Raw genomic sequence first — 20174 nt, 5'->3', positions numbered from 1 at the left:
AATTTTACAGAATTATGTTAGCATAGAAATTGAAAATATGTCAATTTATCAAAAAGGTCTGGAGAATAAAGTATCACTCCTATTCTTAATAGGTTAGTGATACTTACGCATTAGCTTTAGCTAAGGTGTTCCTTTTTAATCTCAGCAGATTCGAATTGGTGAGAAACAAAGAAATGGTAAAGAACTTCTTTTCATATATTCATCAATAAATAATGATAATATATAGTCGTTTTTCATCTCTTTAAAATAAAATATATAAAATGTTGGCATATAAAAAATGAAATCATGTTAAATTTGTTGTGATACGTGGTAAAATAAAATAATTATTATTGGAGGTACAGTCATGACACAATCGAATAACTACTCATCTCAAGTCGAGCAAGCCAAAGACTTGGTCATTAATTCCATTGGAGAAACTATGGATTTATATGGAATTAATCGTAGTGTCGGTAACCTTTACGGTATCATGGTGTTTGAAGGAAGTATGACACTTGATGTAATGCGACAACAACTACAAATGAGTAAACCTAGCATGAGTGCAGGGGTTAAAAAATTACAAGAATATGATATCGTCAAACAACAATTTACAAGAGGTAGTAGAAAGCAACACTTTATCGCTGAAAAAGATTTCTTCACTTTCTTTCGTAATTTCTTCACTAAAAAATGGGAAAGAGAAATTGACACTAATATGGAAGCTGTTAAAGATGCGGAAACACTTCTAAAACCGCTACTGGATAACAACGATTTAACTGATGAAGAACGTCAAGACATTAATAAAGTCAAAGCACAACTCGACCATTCAAAGGTTTATTACGAGTGGTTAGCTCAGCTTAGCGAAGCCTTAGAAACCGGTGAAATATTTAAATACTTCCCTATTCCAGAACATAATGATGATAAATAAAAATCAGCCTGGGACATAAATCAATGTCTCAGGCTACAATTATATATAGGCAGTAGTTGACTGATAAAGTAATTCTTTTTCTTTAGAAATTAGAATTACTTATGCATGAGTGTTAACTCATGTAATCCTTAGTGGAACACCTTAGCTAAAGCTAATGTGTAAGTATCACTAAACTATTAAAATAGTAGTGACACTTTATTTTTCAACTCTAGTCAACCTTGCCGGGGTGGGACAACGATAAAGAAATACTTTTTCTTTAGAAATTAGTATTTCTTACGCATGAGTTCAACTCATGTGTTCCATTAATGTACACCTTAGCTAAAGCTAATGTGTAAGTACTACTAACCTAATAAAATTAGGAGTAGTGCTTTATATTTCTGTCCCGCTCCCATTTTCTTATTCTATAAATTATCGTCTTGTTCTTCTTCTCTAACTTGAACAATCCTCAATGAGCGTCTTTCTATTTCTTTATGTTTTTCAGCACGCGTTTGTAACTTGATACGATCGTTACCTAGAGTAATCAAGAATGAAATCATCATAAATATAAATATAACTATCAGCGGTACACTGGCTAATATGGAAGCTGTTTTTAGAACTTCTAATGCTCGCTCCCCGCCTACTAACATTAATGAGAATGGTAATAGACATAATGCAAATGCCCAAAATAAACGATTGGCTCTTAATGGTTCGCCGATTACTTTTTTCTGAGATGCAGCAGCTAAAATATATGATCCTGAATCAAATGTTGTTGCTAAGAATAAGAATGCTGATACTAGGAATAGAACAATAATCAGCGATGGGAATGGTAGTTGATGCATCACTTCAATAATTGTCGACTCTGTACTGTGATGATTTAAAAAATCTACTACGTTAAATTGTCCTGAAATTTGTAAATAAACAGCATAATTACCAAAAATACCGAAGAATAGAACACAACCTAAGGTACCATATAACATTGTACCTAGTACTACTTCTTTTAATGTTCTACCTTTTGAAATTCGAGCAATAAATAACCCTATAAATGGTGCATAAACTAACCACCATGACCAATAGAAAATAGTCCAATCTTGTGGGAAATGAGACTCTTTACGGTGCCCTATTCCTCCAAATGGTTCAACCCAAGTTGCCATATGGAAAAAGTCATTAATCATATTCCCTAATCCAGTAACTGTTGTTTCCATAATAAATATTGTTGGTCCTACGATGAATACAAATGCTAATAGTAGGAACGATAACCAAACGTTGACGTCACTTAATTTTTGAATACCTTTTTTCAGTCCAGTATAAGAGCTAACTGCAAAGACAACAGTAATCGTCAAGAGAATGATTGAACGCATAATCATGTTATGACCATCAAGTCCTGTAAGTCTTTCAATACCTGCTGAAATCATAGGCACACCTAATGCTAAGGATGTTGCCGCGCCGCCTAATAATCCAAAGATAAATAGGATATCAACTACTTTACCGACAAATTTGTCAGTTTGGCCTTTTAAAATTGGACGGCATGCTTGGCTAATTTTATAAATTGGTTGTTTTTTTACAAATACTAAATAACCAATTGGTAATGCTGGTAGCACATAAATTGCCCACGCTATTGGTCCCCAATGGAACATGCCATATTGGGTTGCGTATTGGAGAGCCTCATCAGACATACCTTTAGCGCCGTTTGGTGGCACTTGATAATAGAATGCCCATTCAATGACACCCCAATATAAAATATCTGAACCTATTCCTGCACAGAATAACATTGCTGCCCAAGTGAAAGTATTAAATTCTGGTTTATCAGTTGCTTTACCTAAGGTAACATTACCGTACTTGCCAAATGCTATGTATAATACGAAACAAAATATAACTAAACCTAAAAACAAATAAACAGAACCAATGGAATTTGAAATAGCACTATTGATATCTGTAATAATTGTTTCACTTGCTTTCGGGAAAACCATCATAGGTATAACAGCTATAAGTAATACTACGACTACACCTATAAAGGTCGTCCAGTCCATAACTTTTTCCTTTTTCAATCGTGATCCCCCTAATACTAAATGATTTATGAATCTTGATGTTCTAAAAGTTACACGCTCAAAATTATTCGATTCACAAAATTGACAATAACGAACATTTAATAATAATGCAAATTACATACAAACAATAACAACAGTCAAATTGAATATTTATATAATTTCCGTCATATAATTCATCACTATTAATTGTCGTGACAACAGTGTTAAGTTTAGATTTAACGTATTGAACAAACTTTACTTTAGTTTAATATTGAATTTTTATACGAAATAAAAGAATATTTATTTATTTCAAATAAAAAAACTATCTTTCATACGAATGATGAAAGATAGTTGCTTTATTTATATATTTGTTAATAACCTAATAAGAATTTTAATGCAAAACCAATGATGATAGATACGACAATGACAAAGAATCCTGGAATGATGAAACTAGTTGGTCTTGTTCTACCTGTCTCATCTAATTCAACTGCAAACAATAATGTTGGTTGTGCAGGAATTACAAAGTTAACATTAAGTGTTTGGATCATTGCGACAAAATAAATAGGCGGAATACCTAAACTCATAACGATAGGTACCATTATAGATGCAGTCGCAGTTTGAGAAATAACAATCATCGCAACAACTGAAACTAAAATAATAACTAACCAGGGTGTATTACTAATTGTTGCACCAATATCTTGTTTTAATATTTTCAAGTTATTCGGTGCATTAAATATAGTTGCACCTAACCAACCTGGTCCTAATACAGCAAATAAAGCACCAAATGCTGACTGTGTAATATGAGAAGTTAAAATGTCAGAAGTGTTAATTTTGGCTAGTAATAAGTTTGTTGCTGCACTTAAATACATAAAGCATTGAACAATATCAGTCATTTCAACATTAACGGTTTTACCGTTCACATTAAATGATGGCATCAAATTTGGAAAAATGCCGAATGTTAAAATACACAATACACACAATAAGAATGCTAGCACGCCAAATTTAACCTTTTTAGAAAATTGACTTTGCAACGTTTCTTCAGGTAACTCAACTAACTTATGTGATGGTATTGGTTCTTTTTTACCGACAAACGTACAAAATACACTTAATAAAAGCATACTCAATATAGCAGTAGGTAATACGATACTTAAATATTTACCCATTGAAATTTCATAACCTGCTAATACAGAAATGATGTATGCTGTAGCTGATGCAGCTGGACTACATAAAAGTGCTAAATTAGCTGTCAAAACTGATGCAGTTAAAGCCTTTTTAGGCTGTATATGGGCTTTTTGAGCGGTCTTTGCAATAATTGGTTCTAATGATAAAGCAATATTTGCAGTACCTATACCAAAAACAAAGATAAATACAATCATAGGTGCGATAAAAATGATTGATTTAGGAAATCTTTCGATAACTTTTGATGCAATATATACTAGATAATCAATACCTCCAGTAGCTTGTAACGTACCTCCTGCTATACCTATTGAAAGTATAATCAATACTGCAGTTACTGGTGCTGAACCTGGTGGCAATTGAAACCCGAAGATCATAATAAGTTGGGCTACGATGGCAAAGATTCCACAGCCAAGCGCGCCAGCTGTTCTTAAACCGAGTAGCACTGCTAAAATCATAATGATGATTTCTATTATAAATAGTAGCAATTCATGAACCCCTAATCTTTATTGAAGTTAAATTTTGGAACATTAATATTTTATCACTTTAATATGTGATAAGTATATATTTTCATATTTGATTATAAAATCAAAATCATGTTTTTGTATGTATAAAATATCTATCAGAACTGTTGTATCAATGGTTTTAATACAGTCAAAAATTAGTAACAATTGAGAAAATACATAATTTTAGTGTCTAGGACATAAAATTTTTGGACAAGTGAAAAAGTTTTTTAATATAACATGACATATAAATACGTAGTATTTATGGCGAGCCTCCTGAGGGAACAGTACTAGTTGAAGACCTTAGAAATTCTCACAGATTTATCTGTGTAGTATTTCTGGCTGAAACTGTACCCTAGGAAGGGACCATACACAGAGAAACTGATTAAATCAGTTTCTACAAGCAAAGCAAGTTGGGCATAGCGAAGCCATAAAATACGAAGTATTGGATATAAAGAAAGCACTAAAATGATTAAAATAAATCATCTTAGTGTTATTATTTTAGGTTTTATGTCTCAGGTATGTCTCATTTCACTTATTCATTTATTCTGTTTCTTCGCTTGACGTCGCTTTTTATAAATAGTTTCTTCGATGATTGAACCTGCGATAAGACCGATGGCGATAATCCATTTACCATTTAGTAACCACATAATGTCTCACCTTCTCTATCATTGACTTACTATTATATTTCCCTATTCAACTATTTTAATTCATCACATGATTATACATACTCAAATGTTGATGGACCGCTATAAATATATTCAACTACATGATGGTTCTTTAAAGAAAGTGGCACATCAATGACTCTTTGATTTAATGATCCTTTATAAGGTAAGTTAGGACGATACAATTGTGTTATAAACATTCCATCCACTAAAACGTCTACATATTCTAATAATTGATGACGTTTACCTTTATTTTGCGCTAAATATTCATATTGAAACCCAGTCCATACCCATATAGACTTTTGCTGTCCAAAATGTTGTCGAAACGTTTGTACTAACTTCAAGGTTACGTCTAAATTACAAAATGGTTCTCCACCTAAAATACTTATGCCACTTATAAAATTAGGTTCACAATATGTGATAATTTCTTCTAATATATCATCTGTAAAAGGTTCTCCATATCTAAAATTTTGTGCAGCTTCGTTATAACAATTAAGACATTGAAATGGACAACCAGAAACGTAGACACTACAACGTACGCCTTCTCCATCTACAAAACTATGCGTCTCTATTTTAGCGATATATCCACGCCCATTTTCAATTTTCAAATAAGATTTCATGCTTTAGATTCCTTCATATGTTTAACACGGGCGCACATTTCTTTATGTCTACCTTCAATGACAGGACGTTGTACTGGATTACCTAAATAGCCACATGTACGTTTAACTACATCTACTGTTTCTGGGTTATCATTGCCGCATTGTGGACATTTATAACCTTTCTTAGTAGACTCAAAATCTCCATCAAAGCCACATTCATAACAATGGTCAATAGGAATATTGGTTCCTAGGTACCCTACTCTTTCATAAGCGTAATCCCATACTGTCTCTAATGCCTTAATATTATGATTCAATTTTGGGTATTCGCAATAATGTATAAAGCCACCGCTCGCATAATATGGATAATCCTTTTCAAAATCAATTTTTTCAAATGGTGTAATATCTTTTCTTACATCATAATGAAATGAATTTTGGTAATAACCTTTATCTGTGATATCTGGAATGTCACCGAACCGTTCTTTATCTAATCGACAGAAGCGATCTGTCAAAGATTCACTCGGTGTACTATAAATACTGAACCAAATATCATATTGATTGGTCCATTGTTCTTGAAGACGTTTCATTTCCTTTAATATTTCTAGCGTAAATGCTTTAGCTTCTTGATTATCCTCCCATTCAGGTCCATAAAAAACTGTTGCAGTTTCATATAACCCAATGTAACCCATAGAAATGGTAGCTCTTTTATTTTTGAATAAAGTATCGACTTGGTCATCATCGTTAAGTTTGTATTTAAATGCACCACTTCTATACAGAATAGGAGCATTATTGACTGTAGCACTTTTTAGTCGTTCAATTCTATATACTAATGCATCATGCATTAATGTCATTTTGTCGTAAAATAGTTTCCAAAACGTCGTCATATCCCCTTCTGATTCTAAAGCTATTCTAGGTAAATTTAATGTCACAACACCTAAATTACAACGACCATTATTTTCAAATTCTCCTTTGTCATTGCGCCAACTTGGTAAAAATGATCGACATCCCATTGGTGCCTTAAAATCACCTAATAACTCAACAATTTTATCGTAATTTAAAATATCTGGATACATACGTTTCGTTGAACATTCCAATGCGAGTTGCTTAATATCATAGTTAGGATCATTTTGCTTCAAATTCACACCATCTTTAATCGAAAATACTAATTTTGGGAAAATAGCTGTTACCCTATCTTTACCTAGTCCTTTAATTCTTGTATTCAAAATAGCTTGCTGTATTTTTCGACTTAATCGATCAGTTCCTAATCCAAAACCTAAAGTCACAAAAGGTGTTTGGCCATTTGATGTATATAAAGTATTAATTTCATATTCCAAACTTTCTATAGCATCGTTAATATCTTTTGTAACTTGTTCGTCTATATACTTTTGAATCTGGTCTTCTTTCACATAATTATGAGCCATTTCACTATGATGCCGTTCATTACTTTCTGCGTATTTACTAAGTAATTCGTCTACACGATCAACTGTACAACCACCGTATTGACTACTAGAAACATTAGCAATAATTTGTACAAGTTGTGCTGACGCTGTTTGAATGGATTTAGGAGAAGTTACATTAGCATTACCGATTTCAAAGCCATTTTTTAACATACTTTCTGCATCTATAAGACAACAATTCGTTAAAGGTTGAAATGGATGATAATCTAAATCATGAAAATGAATATCACCACTTTCATGTGCTTGCGCTATATGTTTAGGTAATAAGTAATTTAAAGCATATGATTTAGAAACAATTCCTGCTGTTAAATCTCTCATTGTGGAAAATGTATTACTATCTTTATTAGCATTTTCATTTACAATAGTTGGGTCTTTTTCTATAAGTCCAGTTAATGATTGTTCTAGTTGATTCATCTTTTCACTCTTTTCTATATATAGTGTTTAATTTAAACTTAATCCACTATATATAGTTATTCAATGAATAACTCGACACTTAACCAAACTGTCATAAAGTTTTTACTAATTAATGAACAACTATAAAATAATACTTACATTATTGATGGCAATCCAATTGATAACAATGAGTGCGCTACTTATCAATACTATTATTTTAATCAGCATAAATAACTTATTTTTTTTAATAAAAAAAAGACAAACCCACCTCATGGTAAGTTTGTCTTAATAAACTCAATCTATATTATGAAATATAGTTGTATGAACCAGCTTGGCTAGCTGAAATTGTACGAGTTGATACGTTACCTGGTCCACCATTATAGTTCATTTCTGAAACTTTAATTGAACCATCAGAATTTACATTTTCAACATAAGCAACGTGACCATATGCACCTTGTGATGTTTGCATGATTGCACCTTGTTTAGGTGAATTACTTACATTGTAACCATCTTGTGCAGCAGCGTTTGCCCAGTTGCTAGCGTTGCCCCAGTTAGAACTAATTTTTCCGCCAACTTTGTCATATACATAATAAGTACATTGACCAGCTGTGTATGCATTTGAACCAGAGCTTGATTGACCTGAAAATGCAGTTGAATTATTTGATGATGGCGCATTTTGTGTAGTTACTTTAATATTTTTATCTGATGTTGAATAATCAGCACCTAATCCGCCACCTTGGTTATTTGAATTATTTGCTGTATAAGATTGTGTAGATTGATTATTATTTGTTGTAGCGTTATTTGAATTGTAGCTTTGAGTTCCTTGGTTACCATATGAATAACTATAGTAATTACCTTGTTGTGGTTGTTGAGCTTGTTGTTGATTTTGTTGGTTCTGTTGGTTAGGGCTCCAATTACCTTTCCAATCGTAATTGTAATTACCTTGTTGGTCTATTGTGTATGTGTATTCATATGAATAAGGATCATTAGGATTATATCCATTATTATTGTTTTCTGCTGCATCTGCATCATGTTGCATTAAACCAAAAGTTGCGAAACCTGCTGTTGCGATTGTAGCTGTAGCGATTTTTTTCATTTTAAATATCCTCCTAAAGATTGATATAACTATTTATTCTCTTTATCTCGTGGCTACCTTCAATTTTCAATTAATAAAAGTTTTTTACTCGTTAAATAACGACAAGTCACACTCTAACAGACATACAAGGGTTTGTGGTCAATGTTAATGTTTTGTAAATGAATCATAATAATCCAACATTTTTTGTAAAATTGTTGGATATCGTTGTAATGGCTTTCAATTCATTGCCTAGGCTATTATTTAATTATATTTATATTATTTATTACTGTTTATGTAATTTATCTGACAATTACAGACATAAAAATACTAAGATAATAGCTTTATTTCTACTATTATCTTAGTATTTGATAATCTATTAATGTTGATTCAAATAATTCAATATAACTTGTTGATACATATCTATATAATCTAAATATCTAGATTTATAAACATATTCGTCTGTTTGATGTGCCAACGTTATATGTCCTGGTCCAATAATAGCTAAATCAAAATCTTCATCTTTATCCCCTAGTAATTCTGCTGCATCTGTTGCACCAACCATACCTGATACTTTGAAGTCGTGATTATATTCTAAAAATGTGTTTATTAAACGATTATCTTTATGCGTATAAACTGTAGGATGATTAACAGTGACTTCTACAGATAATCTTTCACTGTCTATTTCTTTTACAGTATCTTTAAATAACTTTTCAATAGCAACATTATCATATTCTGGCACTGTTCTTATATTAAATTCTGCGTAGGCAGATTCTGGCACTGTATTGAATTGCTCGCCTCCTCTAATAATTGAGTTTACAATTACTAGGCCTGCTGCCACATCTTCCTTTAGGTCACCATCATTATAATGACCTTGCTCTCTAATACATTCATCAATATAAGGATGAACATCAAGCGAATGTTCTTTTTCGTTCTTTTTGATTTCAACATATTTTTCTTTAATCCTTTGTATGAATGCAATTAATGAATTGATTGCGTTGTGCCCTAATGATGGTAAAGATGAATGTGCCGGTACGCCTTTAGATGTTACTTTTAATCCCATAGATCCCTTTGTTGCGTAAAAAGCGAAACCATCTGATGGTTCAGCAATGATCATTCCATCTAAATCATTAACATATCCTTGTTCTTTAAATAATTGAGCACCTGACATTTCTTTTTCTTCTGCAGCAGTAGCCATTAATCTAATTGTCCCTTTTTGTAAACGACCCGATTCCTTAATCTCAATCATGGCTATAATTAATGCTGCTAATCCACCTTTCATATCTGTTGTTCCACGTCCATACAACTTGTCATCTTCTTCAGTTAATTTAAAAGGATCATATTTCCATTCATTATAATCTCCTGCGTCAACTACATCCATGTGTCCTGATATAGCAATTTTAGGCTTTCCTTCACCTATTTCAGCAACTAAATTAGCACGACGATTGTCAACTTTTATTATTTTCGAATCAATATCATATTTGTTCAATAATACTTTAAAATAATTACAAACCTCAAGCTCATTATCATTTTCAGTATTTATTTCTACAATATCAGCTAAAATTTTTATTTTATCTTCTTCTGAAAATACACTCATGTCATCATCCCCATTGTATTTCATGTAATTATTCACTTTACATTAAATATTTCACTTACAACCAATAAATAAACACTATTTTAAATATGTTTTTCATTGTATAAAGATTTTTTTGGAAAAACGAAGAGGATACGATGAAATATCAACTTTCTTCATCGTACCCTCTATTAATTAAATAACGAATTTTTTACTGTTTATAGACATAGTTAAATGTATTATTAAAACTCTTATAAATACTTCAAGACGTCCCCTATCTATATAAATTCATAGATTCAAGCCAACTTATAAATGATTGTTGTTCCGCTTGATTAAAATACTTTTCAGACAAAATATCTTTAAGTAGTTGCTGTTTCTTAGACGGATTTACTACTTTCATTTTAATTAATTGTCTTGCCTCATATAAGAAATCAATATAATTCTCATAAGATTTGTCATATGTTTCAGATAAATCTTGAATAATTTGTTTTCCTAATTTGGGACTTGCACCTTCTGTGGAGACACTGATAGTTAATCTTCCTCTTCTAAGTTGATTAGGAAACGTTATATTACCTTGTTGGGCATTACCAACATGATTAAATAGTGTGTGAGGGGATATATGATTTTTAATTTCATCGTTAACATGCGCTTGATTTGTAGCGGCAATCACTAGGTCGGCATTGTTTACATCTGATGCTTCAAAAGATTTTTCTTCCCACGTAATCTGTTGCTGTCGTACTAGTTGTTCCAATATATCTGTAATATGCGGACTGACTACATGAATTTGTGATGTATATTCAAGGAGCAAACTTACGCGACGAGTGGCAATTTTTCCGCCTCCAATAACAACTACATTCATATTTGTTAAATCAATCATTATTGGCATTTGCATGCGTAATCCCCATTTCTATTTTAATAGACATCTCTTTGATATCTATTTTCTTTTTTCATTTGTTTTAGATAATCTTCAGCTTCTGTTTCAGATAAATTTTGTTCTTTTATCAATACTTCTTTAATTGTTTGATGTACATCTTTAGCCATTTGTTTTTCGTCTCCACAAATGTAAATAGCCGCTCCGTTTTGAATCCATTCATTAAATTGCTCACTATTTTCTAAAATACGATGTTGTACGTACACTTTGTGTTCAGTATCTCTAGAAAAAGCAACATCTAGTTGAGTTAGATAACCTTTATCCAACCACTCTTGCCAATCTTCCTGGTATAGAAAATCCGTTTCAAAATGTTGTTCACCGAAGAATAGCCATGTATTTCCTTTTAATCCAAGTTCTTCTCTTTCTTGCATATAACTTCTAAATGGTGCAATGCCTGTTCCTGGTCCAATCATGATAACTGGAATATCACTATCTTGAGGGAATTTAAAATTCGGATTACGTTTTAAATAAATTGGTACTGTATCACCCGGTTGAAGGCGTTCTGCAAATTCTACAGAGCATACACCTTTTCTATTACGACCATGTGATTGATATCTAACTGCACCGACCGTAATATGTACTTCATCAGGTATCGCTTTATAACTACTTGAAATTGAATACTCTCTAGGCGGTAATTTTCTCAATAATTGGAATAGGTTATCTGGTTGTAATTCTGTTGTATCAAAATCATTTAATAAATCGATAAGATCTCGACCATCAATATAATTTTGAATCCATTCTTTATCTTGAACTCTCTCTTTTAAATCATCATTATCAAATAACACAGCAGCATTTTCTAACAATGGCTTTGTTAGTTTCGTAATTTCAAAGTAGGATGATAATGCTTCTTCTAAGTTAAGTGTATCTCCATCATCATTGATAAGTACTTGGTCTTCATAATCCCAACCTAATGTACTGATTAATAACTCTACTATAGCTGGATCGTTTTGTGGTAACACAACAATACAATCCCCTGGTTCAAAGTCTTCACCAAAATTATCTAATAGTAATTCAACATGACGTGTTTCTTTATTTGATCCTTCACCATTTAAATTAATATTTTCTAATACTTCCGCTTCATAAGGATTTGATTTAGAATATTTTCTTTCTTTTGCTAATTTTATAGACTCACTTACCACCTGTTCACTCTCTGTATCTTCAGGTTTAGAACCAATTGAATTAATCACATTGGCCATCCATTTTTCAGCGTCTTCTTCATAATCTACATCACAATCTATACGGTCATAGATACGTTCAGCACCTAATTCATCTAATCTAATGTCAAAATCTTTACCAGCTTGACAGAAATATTCATAGGTTTGATCACCTAAAGCTAATACTGAAAATCTTACACCATCTAATTTTGGTGCTTCGCGTCTATGTAACGCTTCGTGAAATTCAAATGCATTGTCTGGTGGGTCACCTTCGCCATATGTTGAGGTAATAATAAATAAGTCTTCTACTTTCTTAAGATCAGAAGTATTGAAATCTTCCATTGATTTTAATGTGACATCGTTTCCTAGGTTCACAAGTCTTTCTTCAAATATTTCAGCCAAACTTTGTGCATTTCCTGTTTCAGAACCATATAAAATGGTAATTGTTCGCGATTCTGGAGTAACTTCTGGTTCCTTTTCAGCTAGTAGCGCTTCAGTCTGTTGGTTACTTTGTACTGAATCACTTGAGTTCAACGTGGAAGTTGATTCTTTTTCATTATTTGACACTTGTTCACTAGCTAAAATGTATCCACTTAACCACATTTTTTGTTCGGGTGATAGTGTTTGAAGTAATTCATTAAGTTGTTCTGCTTGTTCCTCATTGAAAGGACTATTTGTGATGTTAATCTTCACTGTTTCCACCTCTTATCTTCAATACTAAATTCTTTAAATCCGTACTTTATATATGAAATGATTTGTCGTTCTATATTTTTTATTAATTTTAAATTTAAACGTTCAATCTGTAAGCGTTCAAATACTAATAGCTAATCATCTTAAAATTCTATTATACATATTAATTTTTAAGTCGGATTCGATTACTTTCATTATGTACCAAAACGTTAAAACAGTAAATGATAGTGTAATTACATCTCTTTTTTAGTACCATTTGATACGATTTGATTTCAAATTTAAAGATAAGTGGTTTATAAACAGTATCTTACTTAACATTTCTCAGGAAATAATACCTTTATTGTTATCAATTATGCGTTAACTCGCATAAAAACAGTATTATCACCTTGATATTTTGAAAGATATAGCTGTGTAAAATACCAAACTAAAAGATTTCCTAAGAAATCACGAATAAAAAAACTGCCCACAAAGTCATATACTTTGTCGACAGTCTGATTCAACCAGATTTAACTGATTATTTATCCAATTACAATTGATCCATATTTTCAATTAAAGTGATTTTGCCTTTTTTACTATGCACAACGACTGAGAAATCATTATCTTTATTACTATCGTAAATCAATTCATCGCCTTTACGTTCATCTGGCTCATTATATACGTCTGTAAAATCATCTTCTGATACATTCGAAGGTGCTACACCCACTCGATCAACTTTATCACCAGAATATAACACGGCTAAATCACCATATTTTTCATAATATGTTTGGCCCCCATCAACTTTGCCTGTAGGCTTGCCAAATTTACTTTCAACTTCTTTTCTCGTCATATCTTCATAAATGCCTTTGTAACCATCAGTAGAAGCAGATTTCATATAACCTTGATCGAAGTTACTACTAAATACATCAATCGTTGGTGCTTTTTCTGAACCTTTTTTATCATTTGATGCGTTATCATTTGATTTACTAGTATCTTTAGATTTTTTATTTGTCTCTGTAGTTTGATTATCGTCAGAACTATTATTGATTACATTGTTATAAAAATAATAAGCGCCATATAACAATGCTGCTATCAATAGAATAAAGATAATTGATAAAATCACGATCCATATCGGTTTTTTAGTCTTTTTATTTTGTTGAGGGTTATATTGATTACGATCTGGATACTGTTGATTAGTTTGTTCATTTTGTGATGCCGATGAAGTTGCTTTATCCTGATTATTTAAAGACTTCCCACATTTATTACAAAATGCTTGCCCAGACTTTAATTCATTTCCACAATTGGGACAATATTTCATTTTCATCGTTCCCTTCTCTCAATAATCGTTCACAGTTTATAGTTTTAAAAATATTGTTATACAATATTTTAAATTAATTTATGTAAAATGACTATCTTTTCTTTTACATTTTTAAAATTAATTGTTTTAATCCTATCAATTAATAAAAAAATACCGCTCCAAAAAGGGCGATACTTTTTATGAATCCTGGTCTTGATGTGTGTCTTCATATCGAATGCGTTGTCGATAACCATACGTACTTTCTTTTATTAATTTTTCATCGAGTAATCCAGCACCAATAGCACCTGCTACTGTGGAAATAGATGCTGCAAACCAAGGAATGCTTAAATATAAATCAGGGCCAGCTGGACCTTTAAGACTAATTTGTTTTCCTAAGAAATCTGCTGGTAAAAGAACTAATTCTGCGAATAAAAACATTAAATAGAGAATAATATAATATATGATAATTGCAATAAACAATGTCATAACAGTTGTTAAATTATATAATAAGGTGATTCTTTTATTTTTGCTGTGCTTTGAAGATTCCCACAGATCATGTGACACCATAATCCATAGCAACATACCTAATATTGCAATAATAGAGATACCAAATAATCGCCACATTGAGAAATTGTCAGCCATCTGCCACATGGTAGTAAATATTAAACCAAAGGCGCCTGTAGTAAAAGCGATAGCTACAATATTACTTAAACTAGCCATCATATTGAGTGGATTGTTCGCAAATGTCATGCCGCTAACTAACCTAAACATACCTCTTGTTCTAGAGCTTGATAAATATCGTGTATGATGAGTCTCTGTATTTTCTAAATATACTTGCGTTTTATCGATTTTAGATAAAGGAAACTGTTGCTTTATACTTTGTTCAATATTGTTATTTTCATCATAGTCACGATGATCTTGTTCAGCATGATGCACTTCATTGATAATTGTTAAAATCGCACTTTTAAAACGCTTTTTAACTGGTCTCCAACCAAATGCAGGATAAGAAAAGATAGCAGCACCATTTTTCATATTAATATCTACAGCTATCACACGATGTTGATGAAAAATAGGTAAATCTGTAATTGCAAGAACGTAATCCCACTCACGTTCATCGTGATACTCTTGAACTTTACTAAATATATCTTCTACATTTTCAGCATAACCAGTCAGAGGATCGACAACTAAGTCAATTTCCCATTCATATTGATTTTCATTTTGTTCAGATAAAATATCAGGAACATCTTCCATTATTTTTTCTGCAAGTGCTTCTGTAACACCAGGTGCTACTACTAAACCAATCATTTTTCGTTGCGACATTAGCGTCCCTCCTCTCTGTGCTCTTGTTTCTTGCCTTTGTTTAAATCATCATTACGATCATCACTTGAAGATTGCTGTTCCACTTCTTGATGTGATGGATCATGTTGCTGTTCTTCCTCTTGTTGTTCTTCTTGAGCTTCTTTATAACGTTGGTACTGACGATATGAATAAGTAATCTTACGGATTTTTTCTTCATTTTCAACTGTAGATCCCATTGCACCAGCTAATAAACCAAGTGAGGAAACAAACCAAATTAATCTAACGTAATTCATAAATGTAAATTCAGCTTGTGCACTTGTCCAACTATTAAATAAACTTACTGGTACGAATAAGGTAATACTTATAGTTAACAGTATATATAATACAAAATAGTTAATAAGAGTAATGACAACAAGTGTCAACATTGTAGTCGCATTATATATCCATCTATAAGTCCTTTGAGATTTAGCTGTTTTTCTTTCAATTAATCTATGGGCGTAAAAAAGCCAACCTGCCATCCCAACTATTGATATAATCATTAAGATAATAAATCTTAATGGTGAATAAATAACACTGAGTTCCCATGGCATTGAAAAAATTGAGACATATGTTCCAGTCGCAAAGGCTACAGAAATAATTTTTTTAAAGTTAAATACATTCTTCCACGGCTTATTTGCTCGTGTTAAGCCACATATTAACTGAATCCAACTTATTAACATTAATGTATTGATATAGCGTCTTTTAGCGGATTCATCTTCTGCAGGTTCAACAGAACGTAAATGTATGAGGGGGTGTGTACTAGGTTTCTTTAAGGGTTCATTATAATAAAGTTGTTCAATCATAGTTGTGATACTACTGATTAACTTTCGTTTTAAATCAATTGCTCCTAATGAGGGTAATGACAACATTGCAACTTGTTTGTCATTATCAAAATCACTCACTACAACTCTTTTTCCTGAAATACTTGGAAGATCCGTCACACATATTGCAAAATCCCAATTTTTTTCATTTTTAATTTGTTCAGCTTTATCAACACTTTCGTGTACATCTTCCGCAGATCCAATGATTAAATCTTCTTTTACATCAAAGTTCCACTGACTATCATCGTTAATTCGTTGTGATAATAAGCGTTTTACTTTAGGAATGATTTTTGTCACATGCTCGTGCGCTACGCCTGGAGATGGTACTAAACCTACTGTATACATCGTCATACCTCCTTTCTTTATATAATTTTTGAAACTTTGGTCTAATTACCTATTATTAATAAAAATAGCAGAAACTATTTTAGTATATATAAATATAATGATATGCAAATCTTATTATTACCTAACTTTTCCTTTTTAAACCTTTTAAAAAGAATTAGCAGACAATAATACATAATAACTGTATTTATTAACATTTACAAACAATCTTTTTATACATTTACTTTTTTTAGCAAATAATAGTCTAAAATAAATAAGTTTAATCTCAAACACAAAACACCTTGAAAGGAACTCAATTGATTTCCTTTCAAGGTGTTGAATTAAAAATAAGCCTATTTACTTTTTATAGATATTACTTTAATTATTTCTCTTTATTATCGTTAAAACGACGTGTTACTTCGTCAGTGAAATCATCTTTGTTAGAATCGTCTTTTTTTAATTTATCTTTTTGACGACTTAATTCTTCGTGATGATTATGTTCATTAAAGTGATCATCTTCTCTATGTTCTTCTTCATATGAATCACGATGATTGTCTACATTGTTATCTCTTTGTTTATCATCTTTTAAATGATTATCTATATCTTCACGATGTTCTCTATGAACATTGTCTTCTTTACGTTGATTGTCATAATCATTATGATTATCTACTACACGGTCATTTCTTTTTTCATCAGTTTCATGATGACGTTGATTATCGTTATGTTGATCATTAGTATGATGTTCATTATTTCTATGCTTGTCATCATTATGATTGTCTACTTGTTTGTTTTTTCTAACTAATAACATAATACCAGCAATTATCCAGAATAATGCTGCTATCCAGTTCATCACTAATGATAGGACTCCTGCAATTAATAATAAGATACCTGCTAATTTTGCATGTTTTTTTATTAATAACGTTGCAATTATTGCAATTACAAAAATAACTAAACCGTATATTAGACCTACTTTAAAGATTGAAGGTAATAATTCAGACATGTGTGATGTTGAGTCTACGGCCGGATTAGAAGCTGCTTGTTCTTTCGCTTGTCTTTTTATTTCACTTTGCACTTCACTTCTTCCACCAAATAATGATGCTACCCCTAAAATTAATATTACAAATAATTGAGTAATGATCCCTAACCAAGCAAGGATGCGTTCAATTGTTCTTTTCATCAATTTACACCTCTTTCTCTATTTCTTAATCATTACCCAAATGAATATTAATATATGCTTAAATTATTAAATTAAATTCATAAAATTTTAATTATCCCTATTATATCAATGTTTAATAAGTATTATTTCTTTAATTGTTTTACTAATTTTGTAAATAAATAAGATGTCATTTTATACATAATAAAATAAATTATACCTACAATGAGAACAATACTTATAAAGCTTGTAATATATATACCTATGTATACTTCTCCAAACAAACCTAAAATTTCATATATAATTTTAGAAGCAAATAATGTATGAATGATAGCTACGATAAAAGGAATACTAAATAACCATATTAATTGTTGATCCAATATGTGTTTGATTTTCTGATTATCAATACCTAAATGTTCCATAGTAAGATAATTTTGAACATCTTCTTGTGCTTCAGAAACTTGCTTGTAATAAATAATTAAAAATATGCCAATAAATAGAACTAATGATACTAAACTTCCAACAAATATAAGTCCTCCATTAATGTTGTACCAAACGTTCTTAAATTGCTCATAAGTACTAATATCTATATCATGTTTTCGTTCAATCTCATGTATTATCGGTGAATCATTTCCTTTTAACTCATAGTCATTAAACTCTATCGTCGTATTTGTTAAATGCATGTTCGATTGTGATGTCGACTTGTTATAGTAGTTAACTATTTGATTTAATTCCCTATCATTTTTCACTATCAAATTAATATTTTCACTGAATCTTAGAGAATTAACGTTAGTCTGATGGACACGTTTTATATGGTAAGGTTTACCTTGTATGACTATTTTGTCAGAATCATCTAGAATATTCATATTAGTGTTTACGCCAACTTCATTATCTTTAAGATGGAGATGACGATTAAATTGATTATAGTCATTTAAATTCATAACCGTTATAAATACATTTTTATTACTCCCTGGATCAATATTAAATTTATTTGGTGTTTCACTCGGTTTTAATAATCTTTGATATTCTGAATTAGCATCCAAATATACATTAAACAATGATTGCGTATACACTTTAGGCGTATCGGCATTCGTCTTCTGTTTAATATCATTAATTACTTTTTTTACTTTTTTAGCCGTTTGTTGATTATGATGAAAGTCGCCATCTACACTTGTAACGTATTGATTTTTCCACATTTCATTTACATTTTTATCTAAACCTCTATATGTAGTTACTGTCATCCCTAAAGTAACAATTAAGAAAGTACAAAGTAGTGCTATGCTCGCCAAACCAATAGCATTAGATTTCATGCGTGTTCTTAGACCAGAAATTAAAAAGAAATGCTTAGGTTGATAATAATACTTTGGCAACTTTTGTAATCTTTCTATTATGAGCACACTGAATGAAACAAATAATAAATAAGTACCAGAAAATACGAAAAATATAGCTATAAACAATGCAAAAAAAGATTCAACAGGCGTATTGTCCTGCAATGCAATTCTATAACCATTGCCCACAAGAATAATGCCTACAAGTAGAAGTATATAATTGATCACTTTTTTAAAACGTCGCTTGTGATGAGCCTTTTTATTAATTAATTGCATAGGATTTTGTAGCGTGATTTTAAATTGATTAATCATAAAAAGTAATAACATCACTATAAATAACAACAGTAATGTAATCCACATTGCTTTAACATCAAATGGATATGCACGTAAACTAGTTTGATGACCTGTCGTAATTTTATTGATTAACATAAAGAATAATGATCCAAATAAATATCCACCCACGATACTAATTATCGTTATAAGGCAGTATTTTATTATATGTTCAATAAGTAACATCACTCTAATATGTTTCTTTTCCATTCCTAAAATAAGATACAGTGAAAATGTCTTTTGTTGTTGTTTCATTACAAATTGATTGGCATAAATGATAAAAATGACAGCTAATAATGACATGAATACATTACCAATAATTGCAAACATACCTAGCATTTGGTGATGTTGTTGTATATATGAATTAGTCGTAATAGATAATAATATGTATTCTATAGCAAATATAATACTTGAAGATAAAATAAATGGTAAGATGATATGTCGTTGTGTTACAAAATGACGCTTAACCATAGTCCAAATCATCGAAAAGGGCATC

General features: G+C 31.1%; 14 protein-coding genes. 1 reads left to right on the top strand and 13 read right to left on the bottom strand.

Annotation, left to right across the window (positions count from 1 at the left end; translation table 11 throughout):
• Positions 1–343 precede the first annotated feature (343 nt).
• A complete protein-coding gene (gene cudC, locus N524_RS0105935) occupies positions 344–901 on the top strand; it encodes a choline uptake/conversion transcriptional regulator CudC (protein WP_029055933.1) in 558 nt (185 codons plus the stop codon).
• 401 nt (positions 902–1302) lie between these two features.
• Here cudC and N524_RS0105930 read toward each other — a convergent pair whose 3' ends face one another.
• The 13 genes from N524_RS0105930 to N524_RS0105865 all read right to left on the bottom strand — a co-directional run bounded on the left by N524_RS0105930 (position 1303) and on the right by N524_RS0105865 (position 20173).
• Complete coding sequence (locus N524_RS0105930) at positions 1303–2925, bottom strand: BCCT family transporter (protein WP_017636654.1); 1623 nt, start codon at positions 2923–2925, stop codon at positions 1303–1305.
• Between the two features lie 350 nt (positions 2926–3275).
• Positions 3276–4568 (bottom strand): anaerobic C4-dicarboxylate transporter family protein, encoded by a 1293-nt coding sequence (locus N524_RS0105925; RefSeq protein WP_029055932.1) that lies wholly within the window; start codon positions 4566–4568, stop codon positions 3276–3278.
• A 736-nt stretch (positions 4569–5304) separates the two neighbouring features.
• Positions 5305–5868: an anaerobic ribonucleoside-triphosphate reductase activating protein gene (gene nrdG, locus N524_RS0105915; protein ID WP_029055930.1), complete on the bottom strand. Its 564-nt coding sequence runs from the start codon at positions 5866–5868 to the stop codon at positions 5305–5307.
• Positions 5865–7715 carry an anaerobic ribonucleoside-triphosphate reductase gene (nrdD, locus tag N524_RS0105910; RefSeq protein WP_029055929.1) on the bottom strand — a complete coding sequence of 617 codons (1851 nt, stop codon included), beginning with the start codon at positions 7713–7715 and terminating at the stop codon, positions 5865–5867. The genes nrdG and nrdD overlap by 4 nt, the downstream gene beginning before the upstream one ends.
• Positions 7716–7998: 283 nt before the next feature.
• Entirely contained in the window at positions 7999–8790 is a 792-nt protein-coding gene (locus N524_RS0105905; RefSeq protein ID WP_017636659.1) for a CHAP domain-containing protein, read from the bottom strand.
• Between the two features lie 355 nt (positions 8791–9145).
• Positions 9146–10363 carry an ArgE/DapE family deacylase gene (locus tag N524_RS0105900; RefSeq protein ID WP_029055928.1) on the bottom strand — a complete coding sequence of 406 codons (1218 nt, stop codon included), beginning with the start codon at positions 10361–10363 and terminating at the stop codon, positions 9146–9148.
• A 250-nt stretch (positions 10364–10613) separates the two neighbouring features.
• On the bottom strand, positions 10614–11231 hold the full coding sequence (locus N524_RS0105895; RefSeq protein ID WP_029055927.1) for an NAD(P)-binding protein: 618 nt from the start codon (positions 11229–11231) through the stop codon (positions 10614–10616).
• A 20-nt stretch (positions 11232–11251) separates the two neighbouring features.
• On the bottom strand, positions 11252–13117 hold the full coding sequence (locus N524_RS0105890) for an assimilatory sulfite reductase (NADPH) flavoprotein subunit (protein WP_029055926.1): 1866 nt from the start codon (positions 13115–13117) through the stop codon (positions 11252–11254).
• 523 nt (positions 13118–13640) lie between these two features.
• Complete coding sequence (locus tag N524_RS0105885) at positions 13641–14408, bottom strand: zinc-ribbon domain-containing protein (RefSeq protein WP_026083450.1); 768 nt, start codon at positions 14406–14408, stop codon at positions 13641–13643.
• 177 nt (positions 14409–14585) lie between these two features.
• Positions 14586–15707, bottom strand: a complete 1122-nt coding sequence (locus tag N524_RS0105880; RefSeq protein ID WP_029055925.1) for a hypothetical protein — start codon at positions 15705–15707, stop codon at positions 14586–14588.
• A complete protein-coding gene (locus N524_RS0105875; protein ID WP_017636665.1) occupies positions 15707–16891 on the bottom strand; it encodes a 5,10-methylene-tetrahydrofolate dehydrogenase in 1185 nt (394 codons plus the stop codon). Before N524_RS0105875 ends, N524_RS0105880 begins: the two co-directional genes overlap by 1 nt.
• Positions 16892–17249: 358 nt before the next feature.
• Entirely contained in the window at positions 17250–18044 is a 795-nt protein-coding gene (locus tag N524_RS0105870; protein ID WP_029055924.1) for a DUF4064 domain-containing protein, read from the bottom strand.
• Between the two features lie 122 nt (positions 18045–18166).
• Positions 18167–20173, bottom strand: a complete 2007-nt coding sequence (locus tag N524_RS0105865) for an FtsX-like permease family protein (protein WP_029055923.1) — start codon at positions 20171–20173, stop codon at positions 18167–18169.
• Between the last annotated feature and the right edge of the window lies 1 nt (position 20174).

Source organism: Staphylococcus sp. URHA0057, from assembly GCF_000620265.1.
In the GTDB taxonomy this organism is placed as follows: Bacteria; Bacillota; Bacilli; order Staphylococcales; family Staphylococcaceae; genus Staphylococcus; species Staphylococcus pasteuri.
This window is presented reverse-complemented; position numbering and strand designations above follow the sequence as displayed.